19 protein-coding genes are annotated in these 24,902 nt (G+C 67.4%); 12 read left to right on the top strand and 7 right to left on the bottom strand.

Annotation, left to right across the window (positions count from 1 at the left end):
- The first annotated feature begins 39 nt into the window (after positions 1 to 39).
- The 5 genes from MOX01_RS09265 (at position 40) to holA (ending at position 8,105) form a co-directional block, all read left to right on the top strand.
- Complete coding sequence (locus tag MOX01_RS09265; protein ID WP_230977906.1) at positions 40 to 1,365, top strand: anthranilate synthase component I family protein; 1,326 nt, start codon at positions 40 to 42, stop codon at positions 1,363 to 1,365.
- Positions 1,366 to 1,399: 34 nt separating this feature from the next.
- Complete coding sequence (gene leuS / locus MOX01_RS09270) at positions 1,400 to 3,976, top strand: leucine--tRNA ligase (RefSeq protein ID WP_058631417.1); 2,577 nt, start codon at positions 1,400 to 1,402, stop codon at positions 3,974 to 3,976.
- A 95-nt stretch (positions 3,977 to 4,071) separates the two neighbouring features.
- Positions 4,072 to 4,704 carry a ComEA family DNA-binding protein gene (locus MOX01_RS09275; protein WP_058631395.1) on the top strand — a complete coding sequence of 211 codons (633 nt, stop codon included), beginning with the start codon at positions 4,072 to 4,074 and terminating at the stop codon, positions 4,702 to 4,704.
- 26 nt (positions 4,705 to 4,730) lie between these two features.
- On the top strand, positions 4,731 to 7,028 hold the full coding sequence (locus MOX01_RS09280) for a ComEC/Rec2 family competence protein (RefSeq protein WP_230977905.1): 2,298 nt from the start codon (positions 4,731 to 4,733) through the stop codon (positions 7,026 to 7,028).
- A 39-nt stretch (positions 7,029 to 7,067) separates the two neighbouring features.
- Positions 7,068 to 8,105 carry a DNA polymerase III subunit delta gene (gene holA, locus MOX01_RS09285; protein WP_046749211.1) on the top strand — a complete coding sequence of 346 codons (1,038 nt, stop codon included), beginning with the start codon at positions 7,068 to 7,070 and terminating at the stop codon, positions 8,103 to 8,105.
- An 80-nt stretch (positions 8,106 to 8,185) separates the two neighbouring features.
- On the opposite strand, the gene rpsT is transcribed toward holA, so the two are convergent.
- Positions 8,186 to 8,446: a 30S ribosomal protein S20 gene (gene rpsT / locus MOX01_RS09290; RefSeq protein WP_017830351.1), complete on the bottom strand. Its 261-nt coding sequence runs from the start codon at positions 8,444 to 8,446 to the stop codon at positions 8,186 to 8,188.
- Between the two features lie 222 nt (positions 8,447 to 8,668).
- Here rpsT and MOX01_RS09295 point away from each other — a divergent pair, with 222 nt between their 5' ends.
- Entirely contained in the window at positions 8,669 to 10,030 is a 1,362-nt protein-coding gene (locus MOX01_RS09295) for a glycoside hydrolase family 1 protein (RefSeq protein ID WP_141369379.1), read from the top strand.
- Entirely contained in the window at positions 10,027 to 11,265 is a 1,239-nt protein-coding gene (locus MOX01_RS09300) for an MFS transporter (RefSeq protein WP_141369381.1), read from the top strand. The genes MOX01_RS09295 and MOX01_RS09300 overlap by 4 nt, the downstream gene beginning before the upstream one ends.
- Here the strand turns inward: MOX01_RS09300 and MOX01_RS09305 are convergent.
- The 5 genes from MOX01_RS09305 to MOX01_RS09325 all read right to left on the bottom strand — a co-directional run bounded on the left by MOX01_RS09305 (position 11,209) and on the right by MOX01_RS09325 (position 17,777).
- The gene (locus MOX01_RS09305) at positions 11,209 to 12,036 is read right to left on the bottom strand and encodes an alpha/beta fold hydrolase (protein ID WP_141369382.1); all 828 of its coding nucleotides are present in this window, start codon (positions 12,034 to 12,036) and stop codon (positions 11,209 to 11,211) included. The genes MOX01_RS09300 and MOX01_RS09305 overlap by 57 nt on opposite strands.
- Positions 12,037 to 12,111: 75 nt before the next feature.
- Positions 12,112 to 13,821, bottom strand: a complete 1,710-nt coding sequence (locus tag MOX01_RS09310; protein ID WP_058631391.1) for an ABC transporter family substrate-binding protein — start codon at positions 13,819 to 13,821, stop codon at positions 12,112 to 12,114.
- Between the two features lie 115 nt (positions 13,822 to 13,936).
- On the bottom strand, positions 13,937 to 15,865 hold the full coding sequence (locus tag MOX01_RS09315) for an ABC transporter ATP-binding protein (RefSeq protein WP_058631390.1): 1,929 nt from the start codon (positions 15,863 to 15,865) through the stop codon (positions 13,937 to 13,939).
- Positions 15,862 to 16,791, bottom strand: a complete 930-nt coding sequence (locus MOX01_RS09320; RefSeq protein ID WP_058631389.1) for an ABC transporter permease — start codon at positions 16,789 to 16,791, stop codon at positions 15,862 to 15,864. Before MOX01_RS09320 ends, MOX01_RS09315 begins: the two co-directional genes overlap by 4 nt.
- A gap of 2 nt (positions 16,792 to 16,793) precedes the next feature.
- A complete protein-coding gene (locus tag MOX01_RS09325) occupies positions 16,794 to 17,777 on the bottom strand; it encodes an ABC transporter permease (RefSeq protein WP_058631388.1) in 984 nt (327 codons plus the stop codon).
- Between the two features lie 241 nt (positions 17,778 to 18,018).
- On the opposite strand from MOX01_RS09325, the gene lepA reads away from it, so the two are divergent.
- From lepA to hemW, 4 genes are all read left to right on the top strand, one after another.
- On the top strand, positions 18,019 to 19,872 hold the full coding sequence (lepA, locus tag MOX01_RS09330; RefSeq protein WP_141369384.1) for a translation elongation factor 4: 1,854 nt from the start codon (positions 18,019 to 18,021) through the stop codon (positions 19,870 to 19,872).
- Between the two features lie 30 nt (positions 19,873 to 19,902).
- The gene (locus tag MOX01_RS09335; protein WP_141369386.1) at positions 19,903 to 20,364 is read left to right on the top strand and encodes a DUF1990 family protein; all 462 of its coding nucleotides are present in this window, start codon (positions 19,903 to 19,905) and stop codon (positions 20,362 to 20,364) included.
- 67 nt (positions 20,365 to 20,431) lie between these two features.
- Positions 20,432 to 21,085 carry a DUF1990 domain-containing protein gene (locus MOX01_RS09340; RefSeq protein ID WP_046749203.1) on the top strand — a complete coding sequence of 218 codons (654 nt, stop codon included), beginning with the start codon at positions 20,432 to 20,434 and terminating at the stop codon, positions 21,083 to 21,085.
- A complete protein-coding gene (gene hemW / locus MOX01_RS09345; protein ID WP_141369388.1) occupies positions 21,085 to 22,302 on the top strand; it encodes a radical SAM family heme chaperone HemW in 1,218 nt (405 codons plus the stop codon). The genes MOX01_RS09340 and hemW overlap by 1 nt, the downstream gene beginning before the upstream one ends.
- A 15-nt stretch (positions 22,303 to 22,317) precedes the next feature.
- Here hemW and MOX01_RS09350 read toward each other — a convergent pair whose 3' ends face one another.
- Complete coding sequence (locus MOX01_RS09350; RefSeq protein ID WP_230977904.1) at positions 22,318 to 23,736, bottom strand: carboxylesterase/lipase family protein; 1,419 nt, start codon at positions 23,734 to 23,736, stop codon at positions 22,318 to 22,320.
- A gap of 103 nt (positions 23,737 to 23,839) precedes the next feature.
- On the opposite strand from MOX01_RS09350, the gene hrcA reads away from it, so the two are divergent.
- On the top strand, positions 23,840 to 24,871 hold the full coding sequence (gene hrcA / locus MOX01_RS09355) for a heat-inducible transcriptional repressor HrcA (protein WP_113681136.1): 1,032 nt from the start codon (positions 23,840 to 23,842) through the stop codon (positions 24,869 to 24,871).
- Positions 24,872 to 24,902: the final 31 nt, after the last annotated feature.

Raw genomic sequence — 24,902 nt, forward strand, 5'->3', positions numbered from 1 at the left:
CACGAGAATACGGGAGCCGCCCGGTCCTAGGCTGGCAAGGTGCCTGTACTGCTGAGCGCCAGACCCCTTCCCGAGTGGACGGAGCCGTCGTCGGTGTTCCCGATGCTCGAAACGGGGAACGCCGATGTCTTCTGGCTCGACGCGGGCGCGGATGCGACGACGGGATGGAGCTTCATCGGCACAGGGGAGCGTTCGACGCTTCCGCGCGACGTCCGCCTCGACGTTGCAGCCCCGACGCCGGGGCAGCCGCCGTTCACCGGGGGCTGGGTGGGCTGGCTCGACTACGAGAGCGGCGCCGCGGCTGCAGGGGCACCCGTGTCCCCTACGGGCGACGAGACAGATGGGGCATGGCTGAGCGCCGAGCGACTCATCGCCTTCGACCATTCGCACCGACAGGTCTGGGCGCTCAGCGCTGAGAGCGAACTGGAGAGCTGGGAAGCGGCGGTCACCGCGTACACGAGGGAGAGCCAGAACCAGGATCGGTTCCGCACGGCGACCGGGCCCCTGACGCGCGTCGCCGAAGCACGGCACGACCCGCGCGAGTACATCGCACTCATCGAACGCTGCCGAGAGCTCATCCGCGAGGGCATCGCCTACCAGCTGTGCTTGACCACCCGCTTCACTGTGTCCGGCACGCATGATGCCGTCGAGGTCTACGACCGCCTCCGCACCTCGACCCCCGCGCACCACGGGGGCTTCGTGCGGATCGGCGGACGCACCCTCTTGAGTGCGAGCCCGGAGCAGTTCCTCCACGCAGCGGGCGGCATCATCCGCACCAGACCCATCAAGGGCACCAGACCCCGAGGCGCCGAGCCCGTCGCAGACGCCGCGCTCGCCGCAGAACTGGCCGCAGATCCCAAGGAACGTGCCGAGAACGTGATGATCGTCGACCTGATGCGCAATGACCTCTCGCAGGTGTGCGCGGCGGGGAGCATCCGTGTCGAGGGACTCTGGGTGGTGGAGAGCTATCCCGCCGTGCATCAGCTGGTGAGCACGGTCAGCGGCGTCGCGGTCGAGGGGACGACAGTCGGGGATCTGCTCGGTGCGGCCTTCCCCGCGGGGAGCATGACCGGAGCCCCGAAGCTCTCCGCGATGACTCGCCTCCACGAGCTGGAGGGCGGGCCACGCGGCGTGTACGCCGGGTGCTTCGGATACGTCGGCGTCGACGGCGCCCTCGACCTGGCGATGGTGATCCGCAGCATCCTGATCGATGAGGAGCAGGCCATCGTCGGTGCCGGCGGAGGAATCACCTGGGGGTCCGTCGCCACATCCGAGGTGGCCGAGGTCGCGACCAAGGCTCGGGCGCCGCTCGCCGCACTCGGCGCCGGAATGCCTGCCCTCTGGCGTTCCGATATCCTGAACTGATCCCGCTTTTTCCACCAGATTGGTCGTGCGTTCGTTGTCTGAGAACCTGTCCACCGCTCCTGCCGACGACGAGACCCCGTCGGCGCACGCCATCCAGAACAAGTGGCAGAAGTACTGGGCGGACAACGGCACGTTCCTCACGGGTGGCGATGACGACACCCGGCCGCGTCGGTACGTGCTCGCGATGTTCCCGTATCCCTCCGGTGACCTGCACATGGGACACGCGGAGAACTACCTCTACTCCGACATCGTGGCTCGGTTCTGGCGTCACCGCGGACACAACGTGCTGAACCCGATCGGCTGGGACTCCTTCGGTCTGCCGGCGGAGAACGCGGCGATCCGTCAGGGTGCCGATCCGCGTGAGTGGACCTACCAGAACATCGCGCAGCAGAAGGTCGGATTCGAGCAGTACGGCGTCTCGTTCGACTGGAGCCGCGTACTGCACACGTCCGACCCCGAGTACTACCGCTGGAACCAGTGGCTGTTCCTGAAGCTGTACGAGCGCGGCCTGGCGTATCGCAAGAAGAGCCCCGTCAACTGGTGCCCGAACGATCAGACGGTGCTCGCGAACGAGCAGGTCGTCGACGGGCGCTGCGAGCGCTGCGGCTACGAGGTCGTCAAGAAGAAGCTGACGCAGTGGTACTTCCGGATCACGGATTACGCGGATCGACTGCTGGACGACCTGAACCAGCTCGAGGGCTTCTGGCCGCACAAGGTGCTGCAGATGCAGCGCAACTGGATCGGCCGCTCGGTGGGAGCCGATGTCGACTTCCTCATCGAGGGGCGCGAGGAGCCGGTCACGGTGTTCTCGACGCGACCCGACACCCTGCACGGGGCCACGTTCTTCGTGGTCGCTCCGGATTCCGACCTGGCGGCGGAGCTCGCGGCCGGAGCGCCTGACGAGGTGCGTGAGCGTTTCCAGACGTATCTGGAGCAGGTGCAGAAGGAGACCGACATCGATCGGCAGTCCACGGACCGTCCGAAGACGGGTGTCTTCCTGGAGCGCTACGCGATCAACCCCGTCAACGGCGAGAAGTTGCCGGTGTGGGCGGCGGACTACGTGCTGGCCGACTACGGCCATGGCGCGGTCATGGCCGTGCCGGCGCACGACCAGCGCGACCTCGATTTCGCCCGAGCCTTCGACCTGCCGGTCAAAGTGGTCGTCGACACCACGGCTCCTGTCACGGGTGCGATGCCCGTGATCGAGGTCGATGACGAGGGCGTGCCGATCGACACCGGTGCGGCGCTCGAGGAGCAGAGTCCGGCCACCACCGGCATCGCGCTCACGGGTGAGGGTCGGATGATCAACTCCGGTGCGCTGAACGGGCTCTCCAAGCGCAATGCGATCGCGCGTGCGATCGAGCAGCTGGAGGCTTCCGGTACCGGTCGTGCCGCGAAGAACTACCGTCTGCGTGATTGGCTCATCTCCCGTCAGCGTTTCTGGGGTACCCCGATCCCGATGCTGCACGGCGAGGACGGCACGATCATCCCGGTTCCCGAGGACAAGCTCCCCGTGAAGCTGCCGAGTGTCGAAGGGCTGGACCTGAAGCCCAAGGGCACCTCGCCGCTGGGTGGTGCGGAGAACTGGGTGCGCACGACCGATCCCGAGACCGGCGACCCCGTGCTGCGCGACCCCGACACGATGGACACGTTCGTCGACAGCTCGTGGTACTTCCTGCGTTTCCTGTCGCCGAACAGCGAGACCGTCGCGTTCGACCCTGCTCAGGCGGCTCGTTGGGCGCCGGTCGACTCGTACATCGGCGGCGTGGAGCACGCGATCCTGCACCTGCTGTACGCGCGCTTCATCACGAAGGTCCTGTTCGACATGGGCCTGATCGACTTCACCGAGCCGTTCTCGAATCTCATCAACCAGGGCATGGTCCTGCTCGACGGACAGAAGATGTCCAAGAGCAAGGGCAACCTGGTGCTGTTCCAGGAAGAGCTCGACGCGCACGGTGCCGACGCGCTGCGTGTCGGCCTCGCTTTCGCCGGTCCTGTGGAGGACGACAAGGACTGGGCGGACGTCTCGACGACCGGTGCCCAGAAGTTCCTGGCGCGTGCCATGCGCATCGCGGGGGAGGTGTCGAGCCCGGTCGATGTGGTCTTCGACGGTGGTGACGCCGCTCTCCGCCGCGCGACGCACAAGCTCCTCTCCGAGGCGCCGGCGCTCGTCGAGCAGACGAAGTTCAACGTGCTGGTCGCGCGCCTGATGGAGCTGGTGAACGTCACGCGCAAGACGATCGACAGCGCCGCTGGTGCCGGCGACCCCGCCGTGCGCGAGGCCGCGGAGACGATCGCCGTGATGCTCGACCTCATCGCCCCGCACACCGCGGAGGAGATGTGGGAGATCCTCGGCCATGAGCCTTCCGTCGGGCTGGTGACCTGGCGCTCCGCCGATCCCGCACTGCTGATCGAGGACACCATCACCGCCGTCGTGCAGGTGGGCGGCAAGGTGCGTGCGCAGCTCGAGGTGTCCGCTCGGATCGGCGAGTCGGAGCTCGAGGCCCTGGCCCGGGCCGATGAGCGTGTGATCCGATCGATCGGTGACCGCGAGATCGTCAAGGTCGTCGTACGCGCACCGAAGATCGTGAGCTTCGTCGTCAAGGGCTGATCGTCTCTTCTCCACTGAGGAGGATCCACTCGGGTTGTCCACTGTGGGCGTCTACTGCGCACCACCGGGGGATCGTTGTCTCCTAGCGTGGCCGGATGGCTTCTCCCCAGGCACCTCTTCCGCACCGGCGCCGTCTGCGCCTGAGCGTGGGAGCGGCGGTGGTGCTGGCACTCGTCGTGCTGTCGGCTGCCGTCGGGGTCGGCATTCTGCGTGGTCAGTCTGCGCCTGTCGAAACCGTGTCACTCACGGACACCGGCACGGACACCGGCGCCGGAGCAGGTGCGAGCCCGGGGCCCTCGTCGACCGGTGAGCTGTACGTGCACGTGCTCGGCTCTGTCGAGAGGCCGGGGCTCTACGTGCTCGATCTCGACGCGCGAGTCGTCGATGCGGTGGCCGCTGCCGGTGGAACGACCACCGATGCGGACCTGAGCGCCGTAAACCTCGCACGGGTGGTCGAAGACGGGGAGCAGATCGTCGTGCCGGCGACAGGCGCGATGACGGATGCACCCGGCGGGGCGGCAGCGCCACCGGGCGACGCGCGGATAGATCTCAACACGGCGGATCAGACAGCACTCGAGACGCTTCCGCGTATCGGACCCGCGCTGGCGGAGCGGATCGTCGCCTGGCGAGAGGAGAACGGTCGCTTCGCCTCCATCGACGACCTTCTGGCCGTGCCCGGCATCGGCGAGAAGCTCCTCGAGGGACTGCGCGACGGGGTCAGGGTGTGAGGGCGCGCGATCTGCGCTTACTCCCTGTGGCGGCAGCCGTATGGGGTGCCGCGCTGCTGTGCGTGCTGTTGCCTGAACTCGCGTGGGTGTGTGCCGGCACGTGTACGGCAGCCGCGGCAGGTGTGCTGGTGTTCAGCCGCTCCGGGCTGCGAGCCAAGAACACTCAGCGCGCCGAGGCCGGTGTCACGATCGTCGTGCTGTCGGCGATGGCAGGTGCGGCCGTGTCCGTCGGGTTCGCTCTTCCCGCGCGGGATGAGGCCCGCGCATGGGGCGGGCGCGTCATCGAGTCGTCGGCCGAGGTCACCTCCTCGGCATCGCTCGGACGGGACGGGCGGCTGTGGTTCGAGGCGGCGGCTACGACACTCGGGCCGCCTGGCCGGGCAGCCCCTTCCACGGTCCCGGTCCGCGTCGGAGTGGACCCCGCCGACGGGTTCGATCTCGGTGCGCGGATACGGGTGGTGGGCGAGTCATCGATCACGGAGGCCGGGGAGCGCTCGGCTCTCGTGATCTTCGCGAGCGAGGCCGAGATCGTCGACCCCGCATCCGGTGTGTTCGCCGCGGCAGCCGCGATCAAGAGCACGTTCGTCGAGAGGGCGCTACGCCTGCCGGAGCCCGGAGCAGGCCTCCTGCCCGGCCTTGCGGTGGGCGACACCCGCGCGGTGACGACGGCCTTGAACGACGACATGCGCGCGAGTGGGCTCAGCCACCTCACCGCCGTCAGCGGTGCGAACTGCGCGATCGTCGTCGGCGCGATCTTCTGGCTCACGGCCCTCTGCGGGGGCGGCCGTTGGCTGCGCGTCCTGCTGTCGCTTGCGGGCCTGGCGGGTTTCGTCGTGCTGGTGACTCCGGAGCCGAGCGTCGTCCGGGCTGGGGTGATGGCAGCGGCGGGGATGCTGACCATCCTGTGCGGGAGGCCGAGCGCCGGGGCGGGAGTGCTCTCTCTGTCCGCGACGGGGATACTCGTCGCGGATCCGTGGCTGGCGGCGACGCCAGGATTCGCGCTGTCGGTCGTCGCCTCGGGGGCGTTGATCCTGCTCGCCCCGTCTCTCGCCCACGGGTTGAGACGAGCCGTGCCAGGACCCGTCGCGCTGGCTCTGGCGGTCCCGCTCGCCGCGCAGCTCGCGTGCGGCCCCGTCATCGCGCTGTTCGCTGAGCAGCAGTCCCTGGTCGGAGTCGCTGCGAATCTGATAGCCGCGCCCGCGGCGCCGGTCGCGACGGTGATCGGACTCCTCGCGTGCCTGGCCGCACCGCTGCCCATGCTCGCCGATCTCCTTGCGGCCTCGGCGTGGCTCCCCGCTGCCTGGATCGCGACGACCGCCACCACCACGGCGGAGCTTCCGAGCGCGCAGGTCACCGTGCCGGCGGGCCTCGGCAGTGCGCTCCTGGTTGCTCTGCTGAGCGCGGCCATCGCCGCAGTCCTCATACGCGCCCCGAGCTCGACGGAGGCGACTCCAGCCGGGCGGATCTCTCGCTGGTTGAGGCGGGTTGCGGCACTGGTGCTCGTGGTGGTGCTCTCGCTCGCCGGATCACGTGTACTCCTCGATGGACCGCTGGCGACCGCGGCGGCTCCGGATGGCTGGGCGATCGCGGTGTGCGACGTCGGGCAGGGCGACGCGGTGCTCGTGCGCTCGGCAGGCCGGGTGGCGCTGATCGACACGGGGCCCGATCCGGATCTGCTGTCCACCTGTCTGCGGTCGCTCGGCATCGAGCACATCGATCTTCTGGTGCTCACGCACTTCGACCTCGATCACGTCGGCGGGACCGCAGCTGTGCAGGCGCGGGTGTCGACGGTCCTTCACGGTCCGATGGCTGATCCGCCCGATCGACGCCTCATCGACGACCTCGCCGATGAGGGAGCCGAGGTCGAGCAGGCATCGGCGGGACGGCGCGGCATGCTCGGCGATGCCGCCTGGCGCGTGCTCTGGCCGCCACGCCGGTCACCGGCGTTCCCCTCCGGCAACGACGCGAGCGTCGTGCTGGAATTCGCCGGGGGAGGTGTGCCGCGCTCCCTCTACCTCGGCGATCTCTCCGCCGCACCACAGCGCATGCTGCAGAGGACAGGAGGACTCGCTCCGTACGCGGTCGTGAAGGTGGCTCACCACGGCAGCGCGGATCAGGATCCAGAGCTGTATGGGCGGATCCGGCCGCGCGTGGCGTTGTTCAGCGTCGGAGCGGACAACGACTACGGGCACCCCCGCGCCGAGACGATCGATGCTCTGACCGACGCCTGTGCACGCGTGCTCCGTACCGACGTGCACGGGCGCATCCTGCTCGCACTCGATGACGGGGAGTTGCAGATCTGGACCGAGAAGACGCCACCGTGACGGCGGAGCCATGTCGGCGACCGCCGGTAGGCTGGTTCCATGGCAGCTTCGCGTACCCCTTCCCGCGGCGGCGCGAAGCCCACCAAGATCCCCCAGGTCTCCTGGCGCGAGCCGCGCCCGGCCCCGGTCGTGCTGGTCTCCGGTCCGGAAGAGGTCTGCGCCGAGCGGGCCATCGCCGGTGTGCGCGACTACCTCCGCGCCGAAGACCCTGCGCTCGAAGTCAGTGACGTACGCGCCGACGACTACGCACCAGGGACGCTCCTGTCGCTCACGTCGCCGTCCCTGTTCGGAGAACCGCGTCTGGTGCGCGTCTCCGGCGTGGAGAAGTGCTCGGATGCGTTCATCCAGGAGGCGGTGTCGTACCTCGACCACCCGCAGGAGGGGGCGACGGTCATTCTCCGGCACACCGGAGCCAGCGTGCGGGGCAAGAAGCTCCTCGACGCTCTTCGCGGTGGTTCCGGTGGCGGCATCGAGATCGCCTGCCCGGCGATCAAGCGCGACGGCGATCGGGTCGATTTCGCAGCCGGTGAGTTCCGCGCGGCGAAGAAGCGCATCGCTCCTCCGGCCTTGCGCGCCCTGGTTTCGGCGTTCGCCGACGACCTCACAGAGCTGGCCGCAGCCTGCCAGCAGCTCATCGGCGATGTCGACGGCGACATCACCGAGGAGGTCGTCACCAAGTACTACGGCGGACGAGTCGAGGTCTCGGCGTTCGTCGTGGCCGACACCGCGATCGCCGGCCGCTACGGCGAGGCGCTCATGGCCCTCCGCCACGCACTTTCCTCGGGGGCCGACCCGGTCCCGATGGTCGCAGCCTTCGCGATGAAGCTGCGCACCATGGCCCGCGTGGCCGGCAACCGCGAGCCGAGCCGTCAACTCGCGCAGCGCCTGGGGATGAAGGATTGGCAGGTCGACCGTGCCCGTCGCGATCTGGCGGGCTGGAACGAGCGCTCGCTCGGGATGGCGATCCAGGCCACGGCCAGAGCCGACGGCGAGGTGAAGGGTGCCGCGCGCGATCCGATCTTCGCCTTGGAGCGCATGGTGACGGTCATCGCCACACGACAGCCTTTCGGCGAATAGTCCATCGCCGGGTGCGCTCACCCCGAACACGAAGAAGGCCCGCCCCGATATCGGGACGGGCCTTTCTCAGAAGCGTCGGTTCAGAGGGAAGCGACCTGCTTGGCGAGAGCCGACTTGCGGTTCGACGCCTGGTTCTTGTGCAGGACACCCTTGCTGACGGCCTTGTCGAGCTTGACGGCGGCCTTCTTCAGGGCGGCCTCTGCGGCTGCCTTGTCGCCGGCGGAGACGGCCGTACGAGTGGTACGGATGACCGTCTTGAGCTCGCTCTTCACGGCCTTGTTGCGCTCGCGAGCCTTCTCGTTGGTCTTGTTGCGCTTGATCTGCGACTTGATGTTTGCCACGTGTGGACGCTTTCTGTACAGGAGTGTTCGGAATGCCGGCAGCAGAAGAGGGCTGCTGCACAGCGGTCGTGAGGGAAGAACCCACACGCAAGCCAAGAGTCGAGTCTACCAGCAGACGGGCCGTTGACGCGAAACGGCGGCGAGAACGCGAGACTCAGTCGCGGATTCGACGGTACCGGGTGCAGAATCATCATTATCCCGACACTGATGTCTAGGAGCCACATGACCCTCGAGCCCTCCCGTTCGCCCATGCCCTCCGGGCTCCGCTGGTCCGCAGCGACGTCCGCCTTCCAGATCGAGGGCTCCCGGCCCACCGGTGCATCCGGGCGATCAATCTGGGACGACTTCCTCGAGAGGCCGGGTGCCGTCCTCGACGGATCCATGGCCGACCCCGCGTGCGACAGCTACCGGCGCCCCGAACGCGACGTCGCTCTCGCGTCCGGTCTCGGACTCGACCGATACCGGTTCTCGATCCCGTGGGCTCGCGTCCAGCCCGACGGCCTGGGTCCGGGAGACAGCACAGCGCTCGACCACTACTCGCGCGTCGTGGATATGCTTCTCGACGCCGGGATCCAGCCGTTCCCCACCCTGTACCACTGGGAGATGCCGAGCAGCGTCGAAGCCGACGGCGGGTGGCTCGAGCGCGACACCGCCGAGCGCTTCGCCGACTATGCGGCGCTTGTGGCTGATCGCCTCGGCGATCGGGTGCAGAACTGGTACACCCTCAACGAACCCGCGATGACGACCCTCCAGGGGTATGCGGTCGGCGCATTGGCGCCAGGCAAGCAACTCCTGTTCGGTGCCCTGCCTACCGCCCATCATCAACTGCTGGCGCACGCCCGCGCAGCGGCGGTGCTCCGAGATCGCGGTGCTGTCGCGGTGGGTTTGGTCAACAACCACACCTGGGTCCTGCCGCTGGGTGACACCGCCGAAGACCATGAGGCCGCGGCGATCTACGACCTGATCCACAACAGGGTCTTCAGCGAGCCGCTCCTCGCCGGCACCTACCCCGACCTGGAAGCACTCGGCCTGCCCCCGATGCCCGTGCAGGAAGGCGACCTCGAAGCCATCGGCCACTCGATCGACTTCTACGGCGTCAACTTCTACAATCCGACGACGGTCACGAACGCCGAAGAGGGAAGCCCGATCCCCTTCGACATCGTGCCGACGCCCGGCGTTCCGGTCACCGGATTCGGTCCCGAATGGCCGATCATGCCCGGCGCACTGCGCGACTTGCTGATCGACCTGCATGGTCGCCATCCCGACATGCCGCCCGTGATCATCGGGGAGAACGGCGCCTCCTTCCCCGAGCCCGAGCGCGCGACCCGCGTGGAGGACACCGACCGCATCTCGTACCTCGCCGGGCATCTGCAGGCCGTCGGCGATGCGATCTCGGCCGGAGTGCCCGTGGAGGAGTACACGGTGTGGTCATTGCTGGACAACTGGGAATGGGCCGACGGCTACACCCAGCGATTCGGCCTCGTCCACGTCGACTTCGAGACGGGCGAGCGAACGCCCAAAGCCTCGTACGACTGGTATCGAGAGGTCATCCGGAGTTCGCGTGCAGCGGGGGAGAAGCGATGAACACCCCCGAGCACCCCCGCACCATACGAGCCGGCGCGCGATGGATGTCGCTGTTCACGCTCGCCTGGCTGGCGATCTGGACCGTGCAGCTCACTCCGGTGCAGCTCCTCCTCCCGCTGCAGCTCGACACTCCGGAAGACGACTGGATTCGCGGGGTCGTCTCCTCGGGCTTGGTTCTGGGCATCGGCGGGCTCGCAGGCATCCTCGCGGGTCCCGCCGCCGGTGCGCTCTCGGACCGTGCGGCTGCAGGCAGACACCGCCGTCGCCCCTGGGCGGTCGGCGGGGTTCTGCTGACGGCGGTGTGCCTCGTGCTCACGGGCTACGCCGACGGTCCGTGGACCGTGGGCGCAGGTTGGGTGGGCGTGTCGATCGGCGTCGCCGTGTCATCGGCGGCCTTCACCGCGCTCATCGCCGATCAGCTGCCGACGACGCAGCGAGGTGCCGCATCTGCCGCGGTCGGTTCCAGCCAGGCCGTCGGCATCGTCGTCGGAGTGGGGCTCGTGGTACTCCTCGGCCTCGGAATCCGCGAGGGGTACTGGCTGCTCGCCGGGATCATCGCGGTCGTCGGCACGGCGACCGCACTCCTGCTGCCGGATCCGCCGAGTACGGAGGCGCTGCGGCCTAAGCGCAACGGAGGGCGCCGGCTCGCCTCGCTCCGCGACCGCGACTTCGCGTGGATGCTCTCCGGTCGACTGGTGACGAACGTGGGGAATGCCCTCGGCACCGCGCTGTTCCTGTTCTTCCTGTTGCACGGCCTCGGGCAGCCCAGCGCGACAGCCCAGGACAACCTGCTGCTGCTCATCGTCGTGTACACGGTCTTCGTCGTCGTCGCCTCCGTGGTCACCGGCATCGCGTCCGATCGCACCGGGAACAGGAGAACGCTCACGGTCGCCGCAACGGTCGTGCAAGCGGCGTCCGGGGTGGCGATCGCGCTCGTCCCGACGTTCGAGATGACCATGGTGGCCGCGGCCCTCATGGGTCTCGGATACGGGGCGTTCTCCACGGTCGGTCTCGCTTTCGCCGCCGATCTCCTCCCGGATGCGCAGGACCACGCGCGGGATCTGGGAATCGTCAACGTGACGGCCGCCCTCGGGCAACTCATCGGTCCGGTGCTGGGAGCCGGCCTGGTCGCACTCGTGGGCGGGTTCTGGCTCGTGTTCGTCGCAGCCGCCGTGCTGTCACTGGTCGGCGGACTCCTCACGGCGTTCGCTCGGCAGCCGTCCACGGCGGCGTGAGCGCGCGGCGAGCTCCTCTACGTCCACGTCTTCTGCATCCGCCTGAGCTGCATCCGCCTGCTCGACGGTCGCGATGGCGAGCTGCAGCACGGCGTTGAAGATCTCCGGACGCATCGCGGTGACCAGGTGGGTGGTGCGCGGCACGACGATCAGCTCCGCATGTGGTGCGAGCTGCCGGAACAGAGGCTCGTTCAGCCGCAACTGGTCGTACTGCCCGTTCACGAACCACAGCGGAACAGCGATGCGGGGAACGGCTGCGGCGATGTCGAGTGCGGCGAGGCTGCGCAGTGCGGCGTCCTGCGTGTCGAGCGCGTAGCCGCCGGCGGCGAAGTCCGAACGGTTCTCGAGAGGGATGGTGGCGGCGAGCATCTGGCGTGTCAGCCACATCCCGCGATCGGGGAGGGAGTCGACGGCGCGGGCGAACAGGCGGTACGCGGCGAGACCGGTGCCGCGGGGCAGGGACGTGCAGGCGGCGGCGACCAGGGCGGCGATCGGCGGAGCCTCGGCACCGCCGGCGTAGGCGAGCGAGAGCAGTCCGCCCATGGAATGGCCGACGAGGACGACGGGTCCTTTGTCCGCGGCCGCGCGCACTGCGACGTCGATCGTGTGCAGCGCCTCGTGCAGCGTGAAATCCTCTTGCATCCGTGATCCGTGGCCGGGAAGGTCGACGGCGGTAAAGGCGTGTCCCAGCTCCTCGAGATAGACGGCCTGCGATCGCCACATCGTGGCCGAGGTGCGGATGCCGTGCACGAAGACGATCTGTGCGCTCACGGGTTCAGCATAAGGAAAGCGGGGCCGGTGGATGAACCACCGGCCCCGCCTAGACACGATTCGTGTCAGAGGGTGTTACTTCTCCCAGCCGACGTTCTCGACCGGGCTGATGCCGAACAGATCCAGACCCAGGTAGGGCTCAGGCGTCAGGTTGGCGAGACCCTCGCGGACCGTGTAGATCTGCGGTCCGTTGTACAGCGGGATGAGGCCCCAGCGCTTGTAGATCTCGGGCTCGAGCTTCATCGCGGCAGCGGTCTGCGCCTCGGGGTCGCTCTGCGACTCGACCTTGTCCTTGATCTCGGCGTCCAGCTCAGCGTCACCGACACCCGACAGGTTGAGACCCGAGTCCGAGCAGTACAGCTGGCAGAACCAGGCAGCACCGAAGGCGTCGGAGGACGTGAAGCGGAGACCCGAGACGTCCCAGTTCTTCGACGTGTAGTCGTCGGAGAACTGGCTCGAAGGACGAACCTCGACCTTGACGTCGATGCCGACCGCCTTCTCCTGAGCCTGCAGCGACTGCGCGAGAGCCTTCTGCGTCGCGGAGTCGCTCCAGATCGGGTAGACGACGGAGAGCTTCACGCCGTCCTTTTCGCGGATGCCGTCGGAGCCCTCCTCCCAGCCTGCCTCGTCAAGGAGCTTCTTGGCGCCCTCGACGTCGAACTTCCAACCGGCCTCCTTCATGGAGTCGGAGTAGCCGGGCTGGAACGAGAACAGCGTCAGCGAACCGGCCGGGTCCTCCTTGTAGCCCAGGCCGTTCCAGGCGATCTGCTTCTGCTGGTCGATGTTGATGGCCTTGAAGAACGCCTCGCGGACCTTGACGTCCTCGAACTGCGGCTTGGTCGAGTCGACCTGGAGGATGGTGTTGGCCGTCTGCTGAGCGCGGTAGATCACGGCTCCATCGACGTCCTTCACCTGATCGATGAGCTCCTGCGATCCGGTCTCGGTCATGTCGACCTCGCCGTTCTTGAAGGCGTTGACGCCGGCGGGGTAGTCCATGCCCGTCATCGTGACCTTGTCGAGCAGCGGAGCGTCGCCCCACCACTCGGGGTTCGGCTTGAACGAGATGTAGCCCTTGGTGGCGTCGTACTCATCGACCGTGTACGGACCTGCGCCCCACTCAGGGTGCGGGTTCTCGTTCATCGCCTCGTTGAACGCGGTCGGGTCGGCGAGGGCCGGGTGGATGACGCCGCCGTTGAACGGCATCTGCGGCCAGGCGAACTCGCCCTTGAACGTGACGATCGCAGTCTTCGCGGTGTCGCCCTGCTCGACGGACTCGATCTCCTTGTAGCCGTCGGTCGCGTTGGGGTTGAAGCCCTCGTCGTACGAGCGGTTGGCCTTCCACGTGGCGTCGATGGCAGTCCAGTCCATGTCGGTGCCGTCGTTCCAGTGCGCCTCGTCGGTGAACGTGAAGGTCAGCACGGTCTTGCCGTCCTTGACCTCGTTCTTCCACTCGGAGAGGTAGTTGTCGTTCTTGTACTGCGTGCCATCCGGCTTCATGAGGATGATCTGCGGCATGTACCAGGCGGCCACGCGCGTGGTGTTGGCGCTCGCATCGCTGTTGAAGGCGTTCAACTGGGCGGGGATCTCGGTGAGCGCGAAGTTGACCTCGCCGCCCTCCTTGAGGTTCTCGCGCGGCTGCGGGTTGTAGTTGGACATCTCGACCCCGGCGGCGTCGCCCTCGTCGTTCTTGTCGCCACTGCCGGTGTTGCCGGCAGCGCACCCGCTGAGTGCGAGTGCGAAAGCGCCGGTGAGTGCCAGCGCTCCCATCAGCTTGTACTGCTTCATGGTGCTCCTTTCGCCTTGCGGCGTGTCATAAGGGGAGAATAGTTCGCCGGGTGCACGAATGCGCCTGCGGCAAGTGAATCCGGACTAACCGTTACCGGACGGTGACCGTGGCCGATCAGGACGGGACGGCGCGGGACGTCGCCGTCGCCGGGTCGAACACGATCCGCTCGCGCGTGCGCTCGATATCGGGGTCCGGAACCGGGATCGCCGACAGCAGCGCCTTCGTATACGGGTGCTGGGGGTTGTCGAAGACGTCGTCGACGTCGCCGTGCTCGACGAAGTCGCCGAGGTACATGACTGCGACGCGGTCGGCGATGTGCCGGACCACGGACAGATCGTGCGCGACGAACAGATACGAGATGCCGAGTTCGACCTTGAGGTCGTCAAGGAGGTTGATCACGCCGGCCTGGATGGACACGTCGAGCGCGGAGACCGGCTCGTCGAGCACGAGGATCTTCGGGTTGGTGGACAGAGCCCTGGCGATGCCGATGCGCTGGCGCTGGCCGCCGGAGAAGGCCTGCGGGAACCTGTCGCTGTGTGCGGGGTTAAGGCCGACGAGATCCATCAGCTCCTTGACCCGTCGATGAGCCTCGACCTTCGACGTGCCGATCGCTGACAGCGGCTCCGAGATGATGTCCGCAACCGTCATGCGGGGATCGAGCGCTCCCATCGGGTCCTGGAACACGATCTGGATGTCGCGACGCAGCGCGCGCTCCACCTTGTGACTGTGGATGTCGTTGACGCTCGTTCCGGCGATGATGATGTCGCCATCGGTCTGCTTCACCATGTCCATGATCTGCAGCAGTGTCGTCGTCTTGCCGGAACCGGACTCGCCGACGATGGCCAGGGTCTCACCTTCGCGCACGTCGAAGCTGATGCCCTTGATCGCGTGCACCTCGCCGACCTTGCGCTTCAGGAACGCGCCCTTGAGCAGGGGGAAGGTCTTGGTGAGGTTCTTCACCTCGAGCGTGATGGGTCGCTCCTCGCGGGGCAGGCGGGTCAGCGCGCTCTCCGGCGCTTCGCGCACCGGATACACCGGCAGGCCGCCGAGGAGGCCGCCATCGGTGATCTCGTTCGCGCGGATGCACGCGGCGCGGTGCTCCTCACCGCCGCCGGTGAGCACGGGCAGCAACTCGGGCTCACGCGTGCGGCAGGCGTCCATCACGATGGGGCAGCGGTCGGCGAACGGGCACGCATCCGGGAGGTTGATCAGCAGCGGCGGGTTGCCCTTGATCGGAGTGAGCGGCTCCTTCTCGGCCTTGTCCACGCGGGGGATCGCGCCGAGGAGGCCGATCGAATAGGGCATGCGCGTCTGATGGAAGAGCTCGCGCACCGGAGCCTGTTCGACGGGCTTGCCTGCGTACATGACCATCACGTCGTCTGCGGTGCGGGCGACGACGCCCATGTCGTGGGTGATCATCATGACGGCGGCGCCAGTCTCGGCCTGGGCCTTCTCGATCAGGTCGAGGATCTGCGCCTGGATCGTGACGTCGAGAGCCGTGGTGGGTTCGTCGGCGATGATCAGCTTCGGGTTGTTGGCCATCGCGATGGCGATGACGACACGCTGACGCATGCCCCCGGAGAACTCGTGCGGGAAGGACTTCATCCGCTTCTCGGGCTCGGTGATGCCGACGAGCTTCAGGAGCTCGATCGAACGCGCTGTCGCCTCCTTGATGCTGAGGCTGCGATGCACCGTCAGCGCTTCGATGAGCTGCGCGCCGATCGTGTACACGGGGGTGAGCGAGGTGAGCGGGTCTTGGAAGACCATGGCGATGCCGTTGCCGCGGATGGCCGAGAGCTGCGAGTCCGTCTTTCCCAGGAGTTCCTGACCGTCGAACACGATGGACCCTGAGACCTTGGCGTTCTCGTCGAGCAGTCCCATCACGGCGAGGGAGGTGACGGACTTGCCAGAACCCGACTCGCCGACGATCCCGAGGGTCTTTCCGGCTTCGAGGTCGAACGAGACGCCGCGGACAGCGTCGACCCTGCCGGCCTCGGAGGCGAAGCTGACCGTGAGGTCGCGGACGGAGAGTACAGGGCTCATGCGCGGCCTCCTGCAGCCGAAGTGGGATCGAGAGCGTCGCGCAGTCCGTCGGCGATGAGCGCCATCGAGACGGTGAGCAACGTGAGGATCAGGGCGGGGAAGTAGAACAGCCAGGGTGAGCTGGTGATCGTCGTGCTTCCCTCGCCGATCAGGGAGCCGAGCGAGACGTCGGGGATCTTGACGCCGAACCCGATGAACGAAAGGCCCGTCTCGGTCGTCACTGCGGCGACGATGCCCAGGGTGAAGTTGATCACCAGCAGCGAGCCGATGTTCGGGATCAGGTGACGCGTCACGATGCGCAGGCCACGCACGCCCATGTAGCGCGCCGCCTGCACGTACTCGCGCTCACGCAGCGAGAGCGTCATGGTCCAGATGATGCGGGCGGGGAAGAACCAACCGACGAAGATCATCACGAGCGCGATGACCCACCACACGCCACCGGAGTCGTTCGAGATGATCGACAGCAGCAGGAAGGTGGGGACCACCATCATGAAGTGGATGAACAGCAGAGCGAACCGCTCGAACCAGCCACCGAAGTAGGCGGCCGCCGTTCCCACGAGTGCGGAGAGCACCGTCGTGCCGACGGACACGGTGATGGCGATCATGAGCGATCGCTGCAGTCCCACGGCCGTCTGCGTGTATGTGTCGTTGCCGGCGCCGTTGGTGCCGAACCAGTGCGCAGCGGACGGCGGCTGGCTCAGCGCCAGGAAGTCCATGCTGTCGACGGCGTACGGAGACAGGAGAGGCCCCAGTGTCGAGAAGAGGACCAGCACGATGAGCACGACCACACCGCCCACAGCGGCCTTGTTGCGCATGAAGCGTCGGGTGTAGAGCGTCCACTTGGACAGCGACTTCCCCGTGGCGCGGTCCGCGGTCGGCGGGGCCGCTGGCGGCTCGACGAGAGGATCGATCATTTCGGCGGTCATGGTCAGCTCACCCTCACTCGCGGGTCGAGGACGACGACGACGATGTCGGCGAGCACTGCGCCGATCGCGGTCAGCACGGCGCCGAAGGCGGCGACGGCCACCACGCCGTTGATGTCGTTCTGGTTGATGGTGTCGAGGAAGTACCGGCCCATGCCCTGCCAGGCGAAGATCTGCTCGGTCAGGATCGCGCCGGTGAAGATCGTGGGGATCGTGAAGGCGACCTGTGTCGCGACCGGGATGAGCGAGGTGCGAAGCGCGTGCTTGCGGACGGCTTGCGCCTTCGTGAGGCCCTTGGCGCGGGCGGTGCGCACGTAGTCGGCGTTGATGTTGTCGAGCAGGAGCGACCGCTGCAGGAAGTGGTACTGGGCGTAGCCGACGATCACGAGCGCGATCGTGGGAAGTGTCAGGTGCTGCAGGGTGTCGATGATGACGGGGAAGAATCCGGTCACGCCGGGACTCGATGAACCGGTGACGTAGAAGATCCGCACCCCGGTCCACTCGTTGAGCGAGATCGCGAGGAGGACCACGCCGAGACCGGCCACGATGATGTTCAGGTTCATCGTGATGATCGATGTCGCCTGCCCGATGCGGTCGGCGAGCTTGTACTGGCGTGAGGCCGTGTAGACACCGAGCCAGATACCGAGCAGCGCGGCGATGATCGTCGCACCGAGCACGAGTTCGGCGCTGACCCACATGCGGTAAGACACCTGTTCGTTGACCGACTGGCCCGTGGGGCTCAGGCCCCAGTCCCACCGGAACAGGATGCTGCTGAACCAGTTCCACCAGCGCTCCATGAGCGGAACGCTGTCGCTGAGGTTGCGCGGGATCAGGACGTTGTCGATCTGCTCCGGGGTGAGCGGAGGTCGGCGCCCGACATAGTTGCTGCGCGGATCGAGGAAGCCCCACGCCAGGAAGAACGTGAGGTTCGTGGCGACCACGATCATGAGCAGCCAGCCGAGTGCTCGGCGCAAGAGGTACTTGATCAAGGGGGGTAAGTCTTTCTCTTCTACAGACGCGCTCGGGATCTGCCGACGCAACGCTGAGTCAGTTGGATACACAATCGCCATCCACCGAACTCTGCGACGCGACGACCATCACGGGGTGTATGACGGAGTCTTATCGCTTGCGGGATCCGGTGTCACGGATTTTCCCTGGCAACTTCGGGAGACTATCACCGGTATGGCCGAATCGGGGATTAGCCTCCCCTGACCGTACAATCGAGTGGACATGTCCCCACGCGCTCTCACTCCTCTTCAGCCTGCTGCGACGCCGGCTGCGCAGATCCGTAATTTCTGCATCATCGCCCACATCGACCACGGCAAGTCGACGCTCGCCGACCGCATGCTCCAGATCACGGGCGTCGTCTCGGATCGCGACATGCGCGCGCAGTACCTCGACCGTATGGACATCGAACGTGAGCGCGGCATCACCATCAAGAGCCAGGCGGTCAGGATGCCCTGGGAGCTGGATGGGCAGACCGTCGCGTTGAACATGATCGACACCCCGGGTCACGTCGACTTCACGTACGAGGTGTCCCGGTCCCTCGCCGCCTGCGAGGGAGCGATCCTGCTCGTCGACGCCGCACAGGGCATCGAAGCGCAGACCCTCGCCAACCTGTACCTCGCGCTCGAGAACGATCTCCACATCATCCCGGTGCTGAACAAGATCGACCTCCCGGCGGCCGACCCGGAGAAGTACGCGAAGGAGCTGGCCTCCCTCATCGGCGGGAAGCCGGAGGATGTGCTGCGGGTCTCCGGTAAGACCGGCGCCGGCGTGGAGGACCTGCTCGACAGGCTCGTCCAGGAGATCCCGGCGCCGAGGGGTGACGCGGATGCTCCGGCCCGCGCCATGATCTTCGACTCGGTCTATGACGCGTACCGCGGCGTCGTCACGTACGTCCGCATGATCGACGGCGGCCTGTCGCCCCGCGAGCGCATCCAGATGATGTCGACAGGCGCGAACCACGAGGCTCTCGAGGTCGGCGTGTCCAGCCCTGAACCGACTCTCACCAAGGGGCTCGGGGTCGGTGAGGTCGGCTACCTCATCACCGGCGTGAAGGACGTCCGTCTCTCCAAGGTCGGCGACACGATCACGAACGCCCGCAAGCCCGCATCCGAAGCGCTCCCCGGATACACCGACCCGAAACCGATGGTGTTCTCGGGCATCTACCCGATCGACGGCAGCGACTATGCGGAGCTCCGCGAGGCCCTGGACAAGCTGAAGCTCTCCGATGCCTCCCTGCAGTACGAGCCGGAGACCTCGGTCGCCCTCGGGTTCGGATTCCGCTGCGGCTTCCTCGGACTCCTGCACCTGGAGATCGTGACCGAGCGTCTTGCGCGGGAGTTCGGACTCGATCTCATCACCACGGCGCCCAGCGTGATCTACGAGGTGCTCACGAGCGACACCGGCGAGACCGTCACCGTCACGAACCCGAGCGAGTACCCCGATGGGCGCATCGGCTCGGTGTCGGAGCCCATGGTCAAGGCGGCCATCCTGTTGCCCAAGGACTACGTCGGCACCGTCATGGAGCTGTGCCAGTCGCGTCGAGGCACGTTGCTCGGCATGGAGTACTTCTCCGAGGAGCGCGTCGAGCTGCGCTACAACATGCCGCTCGGCGAGATCGTCTTCGACTTCTTCGATCAGCTGAAGTCGAAGACCCAGGGGTATGCGTCGCTCGACTACGAGCCCTCAGGGCAGCAGGAAGCCGACCTGGTGAAGGTCGACATCCTCCTGCAGGGGGAGAAGGTCGATGCCTTCAGTTCGATCGTGCACCGCGACAAGGCCTACGCCTACGGCACGATGATGGCGGAGCGGCTGCGCAAGCTCATCCCTCGCCAGCAGTTCGAGGTGCCGATCCAGGCCGCGATCGGCGCACGCATCATCGCCCGCGAGACGATCCGCGCGATCCGCAAGGACGTGCTGGCCAAGTGCTACGGCGGTGACATCACCCGCAAGCGCAAGCTCCTCGAGAAGCAGAAGGAGGGCAAGAAGCGCATGAAGATGGTGGGCCGTGTCGAGGTGCCGCAGGAGGCGTTCATCGCTGCGCTCTCCGGCGATGTCGAAGGCAAGGAAAAGAAGTAACCGGTGCCGTTCCCGGCGTATGAGCGGGGGATGACGCGCGGCCCGATCCGCGCGGTGCCGAAGGGGATGCGCCTCTCCGAGCGTTCAACGGTCGTCGGCCCTGCCGCGCGAACTGCGGTCGCCGCGCTGGTGAGCTCGTGGGATTTCAAGCGCCGTGCGGGATTCGAAGTCCCTGCCGGTGCGCCTGCCGCAGGCGTCGAGGGCGTGCTCGCGAAGCGTCTGCTCGGTATTCGATTCGTGGAGCCCGTACGGGTCGTATGGGCGGATGAGAACGGCTTCGGCTACGAAACCCGTCCTGGGCATCCGATCTACGGCGAGGAGTCGTTCCTGATCGACGAGCACGGCGTTTTCGTCGCGCGATCGGTCTCGCGTCCTTCGACCTGGTTCTGGCGATTGCTGGCGCCGGCGCTCCTGCTGCTGCAGCGAGCCACGCACGACCGGTATGTCCGCATCGTTCAGGATGAGGCGGGGGCGTCGTCGGTCTCGCGCTGAGCCACGATGTGACGCTCCGCGGCGCGTGGGGGTGTTCGCTCAGGTAACCCGAAGTAGGGTGGAAGTCATGCGGCGCGGGACTTTCCGAGACGACACGGTGGACTATGCGGCCGTGGGTGCGACCCATGCTCCGGATCTGATGCAGTACCCGCCGGAGCGCAGCATCCCGGCGGAGGAATCCTGGCGGATCGGCAGCGGGATCGAACGCTTCCAGACCGCCGGCGAAGCGCTTCTGTCGTGGACGGCACAGCGCGCTGCCGGCCTGACGGTCGAAGACGTGCGCCCCGCACCGGGACCTGCCTATGCGGGCGTGAGCTTCGACGCCGAGGGCAACCCGATCGCTCCGAGCAAGCGCGACGTCGAGCAGCGCTACGACGCGGAGGGCATGCCGTTCGTCGGCGCGGGGATGACCCTGCACCTCCGCGGGCGCGTCGCGGGCATGCGCGCCGACTCCGAGCTCCGCGTGATCTCCGTCACGGAGGAGACCCGTCGTGTCGGGTTCGTACTCGGAACCGTCGGCGGATCGGTGGTCAGCGGAGAAGAGTCGTTCGACGTTGACTGGCGTGAAGACAACGACGAGGTGTGGTTCACCGTGCGCGCCTTCGACGCGCCGAACGGCCTGCTCTACCGCACGATCCCCGCTCTCGTGAAGCGTCGCCGCCGCGAGCTCTTCGCGCGCTATCTTCGGGCGATCTCCCCGCTGTACGCGACTCCCGTCTGATGGCGGGACCACTTCCTCTCGGAGACCCCGCCCCGGCGGACGGACGCTTGCCCGCAGATCTTCGGATCGATGAGCATGTGCCGTTCTCCGCCTACCTGCACATCCCGTTCTGCACCGTGCGCTGCGGCTACTGCGACTTCAACACGTACACCTCGACCGAGCTGCGCGGGGCGAAGCAGGAGGACTACGCGTCGACGTTGATCGCGGAGATCGCCCTCGCTCGTCGAGTGCTGGATGACGCGGGAGCGCTGCGGCCGATGGACACCGTGTTCTTCGGCGGCGGCACTCCCACGCTTCTCCCCGCCGGCGACCTCGCACGCATGCTCGGAGCGGCGACAGATGCGTTCGGCCTGGCAGCGGGCGCGGAGGTCACGGTCGAGGCGAACCCCGACACGGTGACGCCCGAAGTGGCGCACACCTTGGCACGAGCAGGAGTCACGAGGATGTCGGTCGGCATGCAGTCTGCCGTTCCCCACGTGCTCGCCGCCCTCGATCGCACGCACCGCCCGGAGAACGTGCGCACGGCCGTCGCCGCCGCGAAGGATGCGGGCCTTGCCGTGAGCGTGGACCTGATCTACGGCGCACCGGGGGAGTCCCTCGCCGACTGGCAGGCGTCGCTCGATGCCGCACTCGCGCTGGAGCCGGACCACATCTCGGCCTACGCGCTCATCATCGAAGACGGAACCAAGCTCGCGCGTCAGATCCGCCGCGGGGAGGTGCCGACCCCCGACGACGATCTCCAGGCCGACATGTACGAGCTCGCCGACGCCCGACTCGCTGCCGGCGGCTTCGACTGGTACGAGGTGAGCAACTGGGCGCGCACGCCCGATCGTCGCTCCCGACACAACCTCGCGTATTGGCGGGGGAACGACTGGTGGGGCTTCGGTCCCGGAGCGCACAGCCACGTGGCCGGTCTGCGCTGGTGGAACGTGAAGCACCCCGCGGCGTACGCCCAGCGCCTTGCCGCATCCGAGTCGCCGGCAGCAGGCACGGAGCGTCCGGACGACGACTCGCGCACGCTCGAGCGGATCCTGCTGCTCAGCCGCATCCGCGAGGGGATCGCGATCGACGAAGTCCCGAGGGCGAACAGGAGCAGGGTCGCCGGACTCATCGCCGACGGTCTCGTCGAACCACTCGCAGCGCTTCAAGGGCGCGTGCAGCTGACGCTACGCGGTCGCCTGCTCGCCGATGCCGTCGTCCGCGAACTGACCGACTGAAGGCTGAAGCGTCCGTCACCCGGGGAGCAGGTCCATCGCCGCCGCACGCCTCTGGGGCACCGTCGTGCTCCTGGCGTCGAACACCCGCGTGAGGCGATCGTCACCGTAGGCCGGCCAGCCAGGATCGCCCGACGTCACGAACCCGACCCACGACGCGTTCATCTCGGCGGCGAGATCACGCGGAGCGTCGGGACCTGCCAGACGCGCGGCTTCCTCGTCATCGAGGCGATCGAACACGAACCCGAGCTCGAGCGCGTGTGCCGCGCGGAGATCGCGGACGGGACTCGGCCAGGCGAACTCGTAGACGTGCGTCTTCTCCGGACGCGCGGCTGCCACCCGGCTCAACGGAGCACGCAGCATCACGTCCGTGACGAGCTGCCCCAGGATCTCTCCAGCGCCGGCGTCGGGGAACGCGGATCGATAGGCCGCCACCGCACGTCGAGGGATGCGGGAGAGCAGTCGCGCGGCTTGCAGCTTGAACTCTCCGATGCCTGCCAGCACCTCCGGTGGGAACCAGAGCCGATACTCGTCGGTGTTGCTCCCGATGAGTAGCGGCGTGTCGATCTCGCGAAGCACCTCGTGCGGTGACCGGGGAAGGCTCTCGGGGTCGATCGCCAACTGGAACGCCGGAGCCCCGCCGAGGGGAGACGATCCGGCGGATTGAGCTTTCCGTGCGTCCAACAGCTTCTCGGGCGTCAGAGCGGCGAAAGAGACGCGGTCGGCTCGTACTCCGAGTCGCTTCGCGAGTCGAGCCGTCACACGTCCGGCCTTCTTCGGAGTCTGCGCCTGGAGTGGTCCGGACTCGATGATGGCGCGACTGATGAGTGCGCGGGAGTCCGCCCGAGCGAGGAGTCCGGCGACGATGGCTCCACCGGCGGACTCGCCCATCGCCGTTATCCGTGTCGGGTCGCCGCCGAGAGCGGCGACCTCACGGTGCACCCACTCGAGGGCCGCAGCCGCATCGCGCAGGCCGAGGTTCCGTGGGGCGCCCTCCAAGACGGAGAAACCCTCCGAGCCGAGTCGGTAGTTGATCGACACGAAGACGATTCCCGCCTGCGCGAAGACCGCGCCGTCATAGAGCGGAAGAGCGGCGGTGCCGCGTTCGAGCGCGCCGCCGTGGATCCAGAGCAGCACGGGGGCGCCGGAGGCGTCGGACGGAGCCCAGACGTTCGCCGTGAGGATGTCGTCTCCGTCGATCCGCACCGAGCCGAGCAGCTCGCCGATGGCGCCCGCATACGGAACCTGAGGCGGAGTGGGGCCGAACTCCAGTGCGTCGCGCACGCCGTCCCAGGTCGCGACAGGCTGCGGCTCGCGGAACCTGTGCTCGCCGAACGGCGCCATGGCATACGGGATGCCGAGGTAGCGGACGATCCCCGCCTCCTCGACGCCACGAACGATGCCGGTCGACAGGGTGGCATACGGGGAGGAGGTCATGAGCGTCATCCTAGAGTCGTCGGTCCGCGGTACGGAGAACCCGCAGCTGCACGGGGTAGGATTGGCACTCTGAACGTCCGAGTGCCAGCGGAAGGGAAGGGTGATGGTCACAGAGCGAGGGCTGCAGGTTCTCCGCGCGATCGTGCAGGACTACGTCGAGACCCACGAACCCGTCGGCAGCCGGTCGATCGTCGACAGGCATTCCTTCGGCGTCTCGGCCGCCACGATCCGAAACGACATGGCGCTGCTCGAGGATGAAGAGCTGATCACCGCTCCGCACACCTCGTCGGGGAGGGTTCCCACAGACAAGGGCTACCGCGTCTTCGTGAATCATCTCGCCCAGTTGCGCCCGCTCTCTTCGGCACAGCGCTCGGCGATCGAGTCGTTCCTGGGCGAACCGGCCGATCTCGACGACCTGATGGTGCGCACGGTGCGGGTGCTGACGCAGCTGACGGGTCAGGTCGCGCTCGCACAGTATCCGTCGTTCGCGCGTGCGCACGTGACGCATGTCGAACTGGTGGCCCTGGCACCGAACCGGCTGCTGATCGTGCTGGTCACCGATGCCGGCGGCGTGTCACAGCGGATCGCCCCCCTGCCGGAGATCATCGACGAGTCCGACCTCGCGGTGCTGCGTGCACGCCTGTCGTCGTTGATCACCGGACAGGGCATCGGTGAGGCATCCGACCGTCTTCAGCTGCTGCTCGGGGCGGAGGACAAGCCTCAGGACGCGGTGCTCCGCACGCTCGCCGGCGTCGTCGTCGACGAGCTCGGCAGCTTCCGTCAGGAACGTCTGGTGATGGCGGGGGCGGCCACCCTCGCGCGTCGGGAACAGGACTTCCGCGGGAGCATCCATCCGCTTCTCGAGGCGATCGAGGAGCAGGTGACGCTGCTGCGACTGATGAGCGAGATGGTGACCGACGAGCAGGGTCTCGCGGCCAGCATCGGCACCGAGAACGCCCCCTTCGGCCTCGGTGAGGCGTCGATCGTGGCCAGCAACTACGCCGCCCCCAGCGGCACGGCGCGAGTCGGCGTGATGGGGCCGACGCGCATGGACTACCCGAGCAATCTCGCCGCAGCGCGGGCCGTGGCCCGCTACCTGTCGCGGATGCTCGACGAAGACGAGGCCGGCCGCTGACGCGGTCGCCACGAGAACACACGCAGAAAGG

Origin of the sequence: Microbacterium oxydans, from assembly GCF_006540085.1 — a bacterium.
In the GTDB taxonomy this organism is placed as follows: Bacteria; Actinomycetota; Actinomycetes; order Actinomycetales; family Microbacteriaceae; genus Microbacterium; species Microbacterium oxydans.

Excerpts from the sequence above, each read along its gene's own strand:
- MOX01_RS09310 (WP_058631391.1), bottom strand. The coding sequence starts at position 13,821 with ATGAAGCAGTACAAGCTGATGGGAGCGCTGGCACTCACCGGCGCTTTC.
- hrcA (WP_113681136.1), top strand. The coding sequence starts at position 23,840 with ATGGTCACAGAGCGAGGGCTGCAGGTTCTCCGCGCGATCGTGCAGGAC.
- MOX01_RS09295 (WP_141369379.1), top strand. The coding sequence starts at position 8,669 with ATGACCCTCGAGCCCTCCCGTTCGCCCATGCCCTCCGGGCTCCGCTGG.
- MOX01_RS09350 (WP_230977904.1), bottom strand. The coding sequence starts at position 23,736 with ATGACCTCCTCCCCGTATGCCACCCTGTCGACCGGCATCGTTCGTGGC.
- MOX01_RS09320 (WP_058631389.1), bottom strand. The coding sequence starts at position 16,791 with ATGACCGCCGAAATGATCGATCCTCTCGTCGAGCCGCCAGCGGCCCCG.
- lepA (WP_141369384.1), top strand. The coding sequence starts at position 18,019 with ATGTCCCCACGCGCTCTCACTCCTCTTCAGCCTGCTGCGACGCCGGCT.
- MOX01_RS09275 (WP_058631395.1), top strand. The coding sequence starts at position 4,072 with ATGGCTTCTCCCCAGGCACCTCTTCCGCACCGGCGCCGTCTGCGCCTG.
- MOX01_RS09340 (WP_046749203.1), top strand. The coding sequence starts at position 20,432 with ATGCGGCGCGGGACTTTCCGAGACGACACGGTGGACTATGCGGCCGTG.
- MOX01_RS09300 (WP_141369381.1), top strand. The coding sequence starts at position 10,027 with ATGAACACCCCCGAGCACCCCCGCACCATACGAGCCGGCGCGCGATGG.
- hemW (WP_141369388.1), top strand. The coding sequence starts at position 21,085 with ATGGCGGGACCACTTCCTCTCGGAGACCCCGCCCCGGCGGACGGACGC.
- holA (WP_046749211.1), top strand. The coding sequence starts at position 7,068 with ATGGCAGCTTCGCGTACCCCTTCCCGCGGCGGCGCGAAGCCCACCAAG.
- MOX01_RS09315 (WP_058631390.1), bottom strand. The coding sequence starts at position 15,865 with ATGAGCCCTGTACTCTCCGTCCGCGACCTCACGGTCAGCTTCGCCTCC.
- MOX01_RS09335 (WP_141369386.1), top strand. The coding sequence starts at position 19,903 with ATGACGCGCGGCCCGATCCGCGCGGTGCCGAAGGGGATGCGCCTCTCC.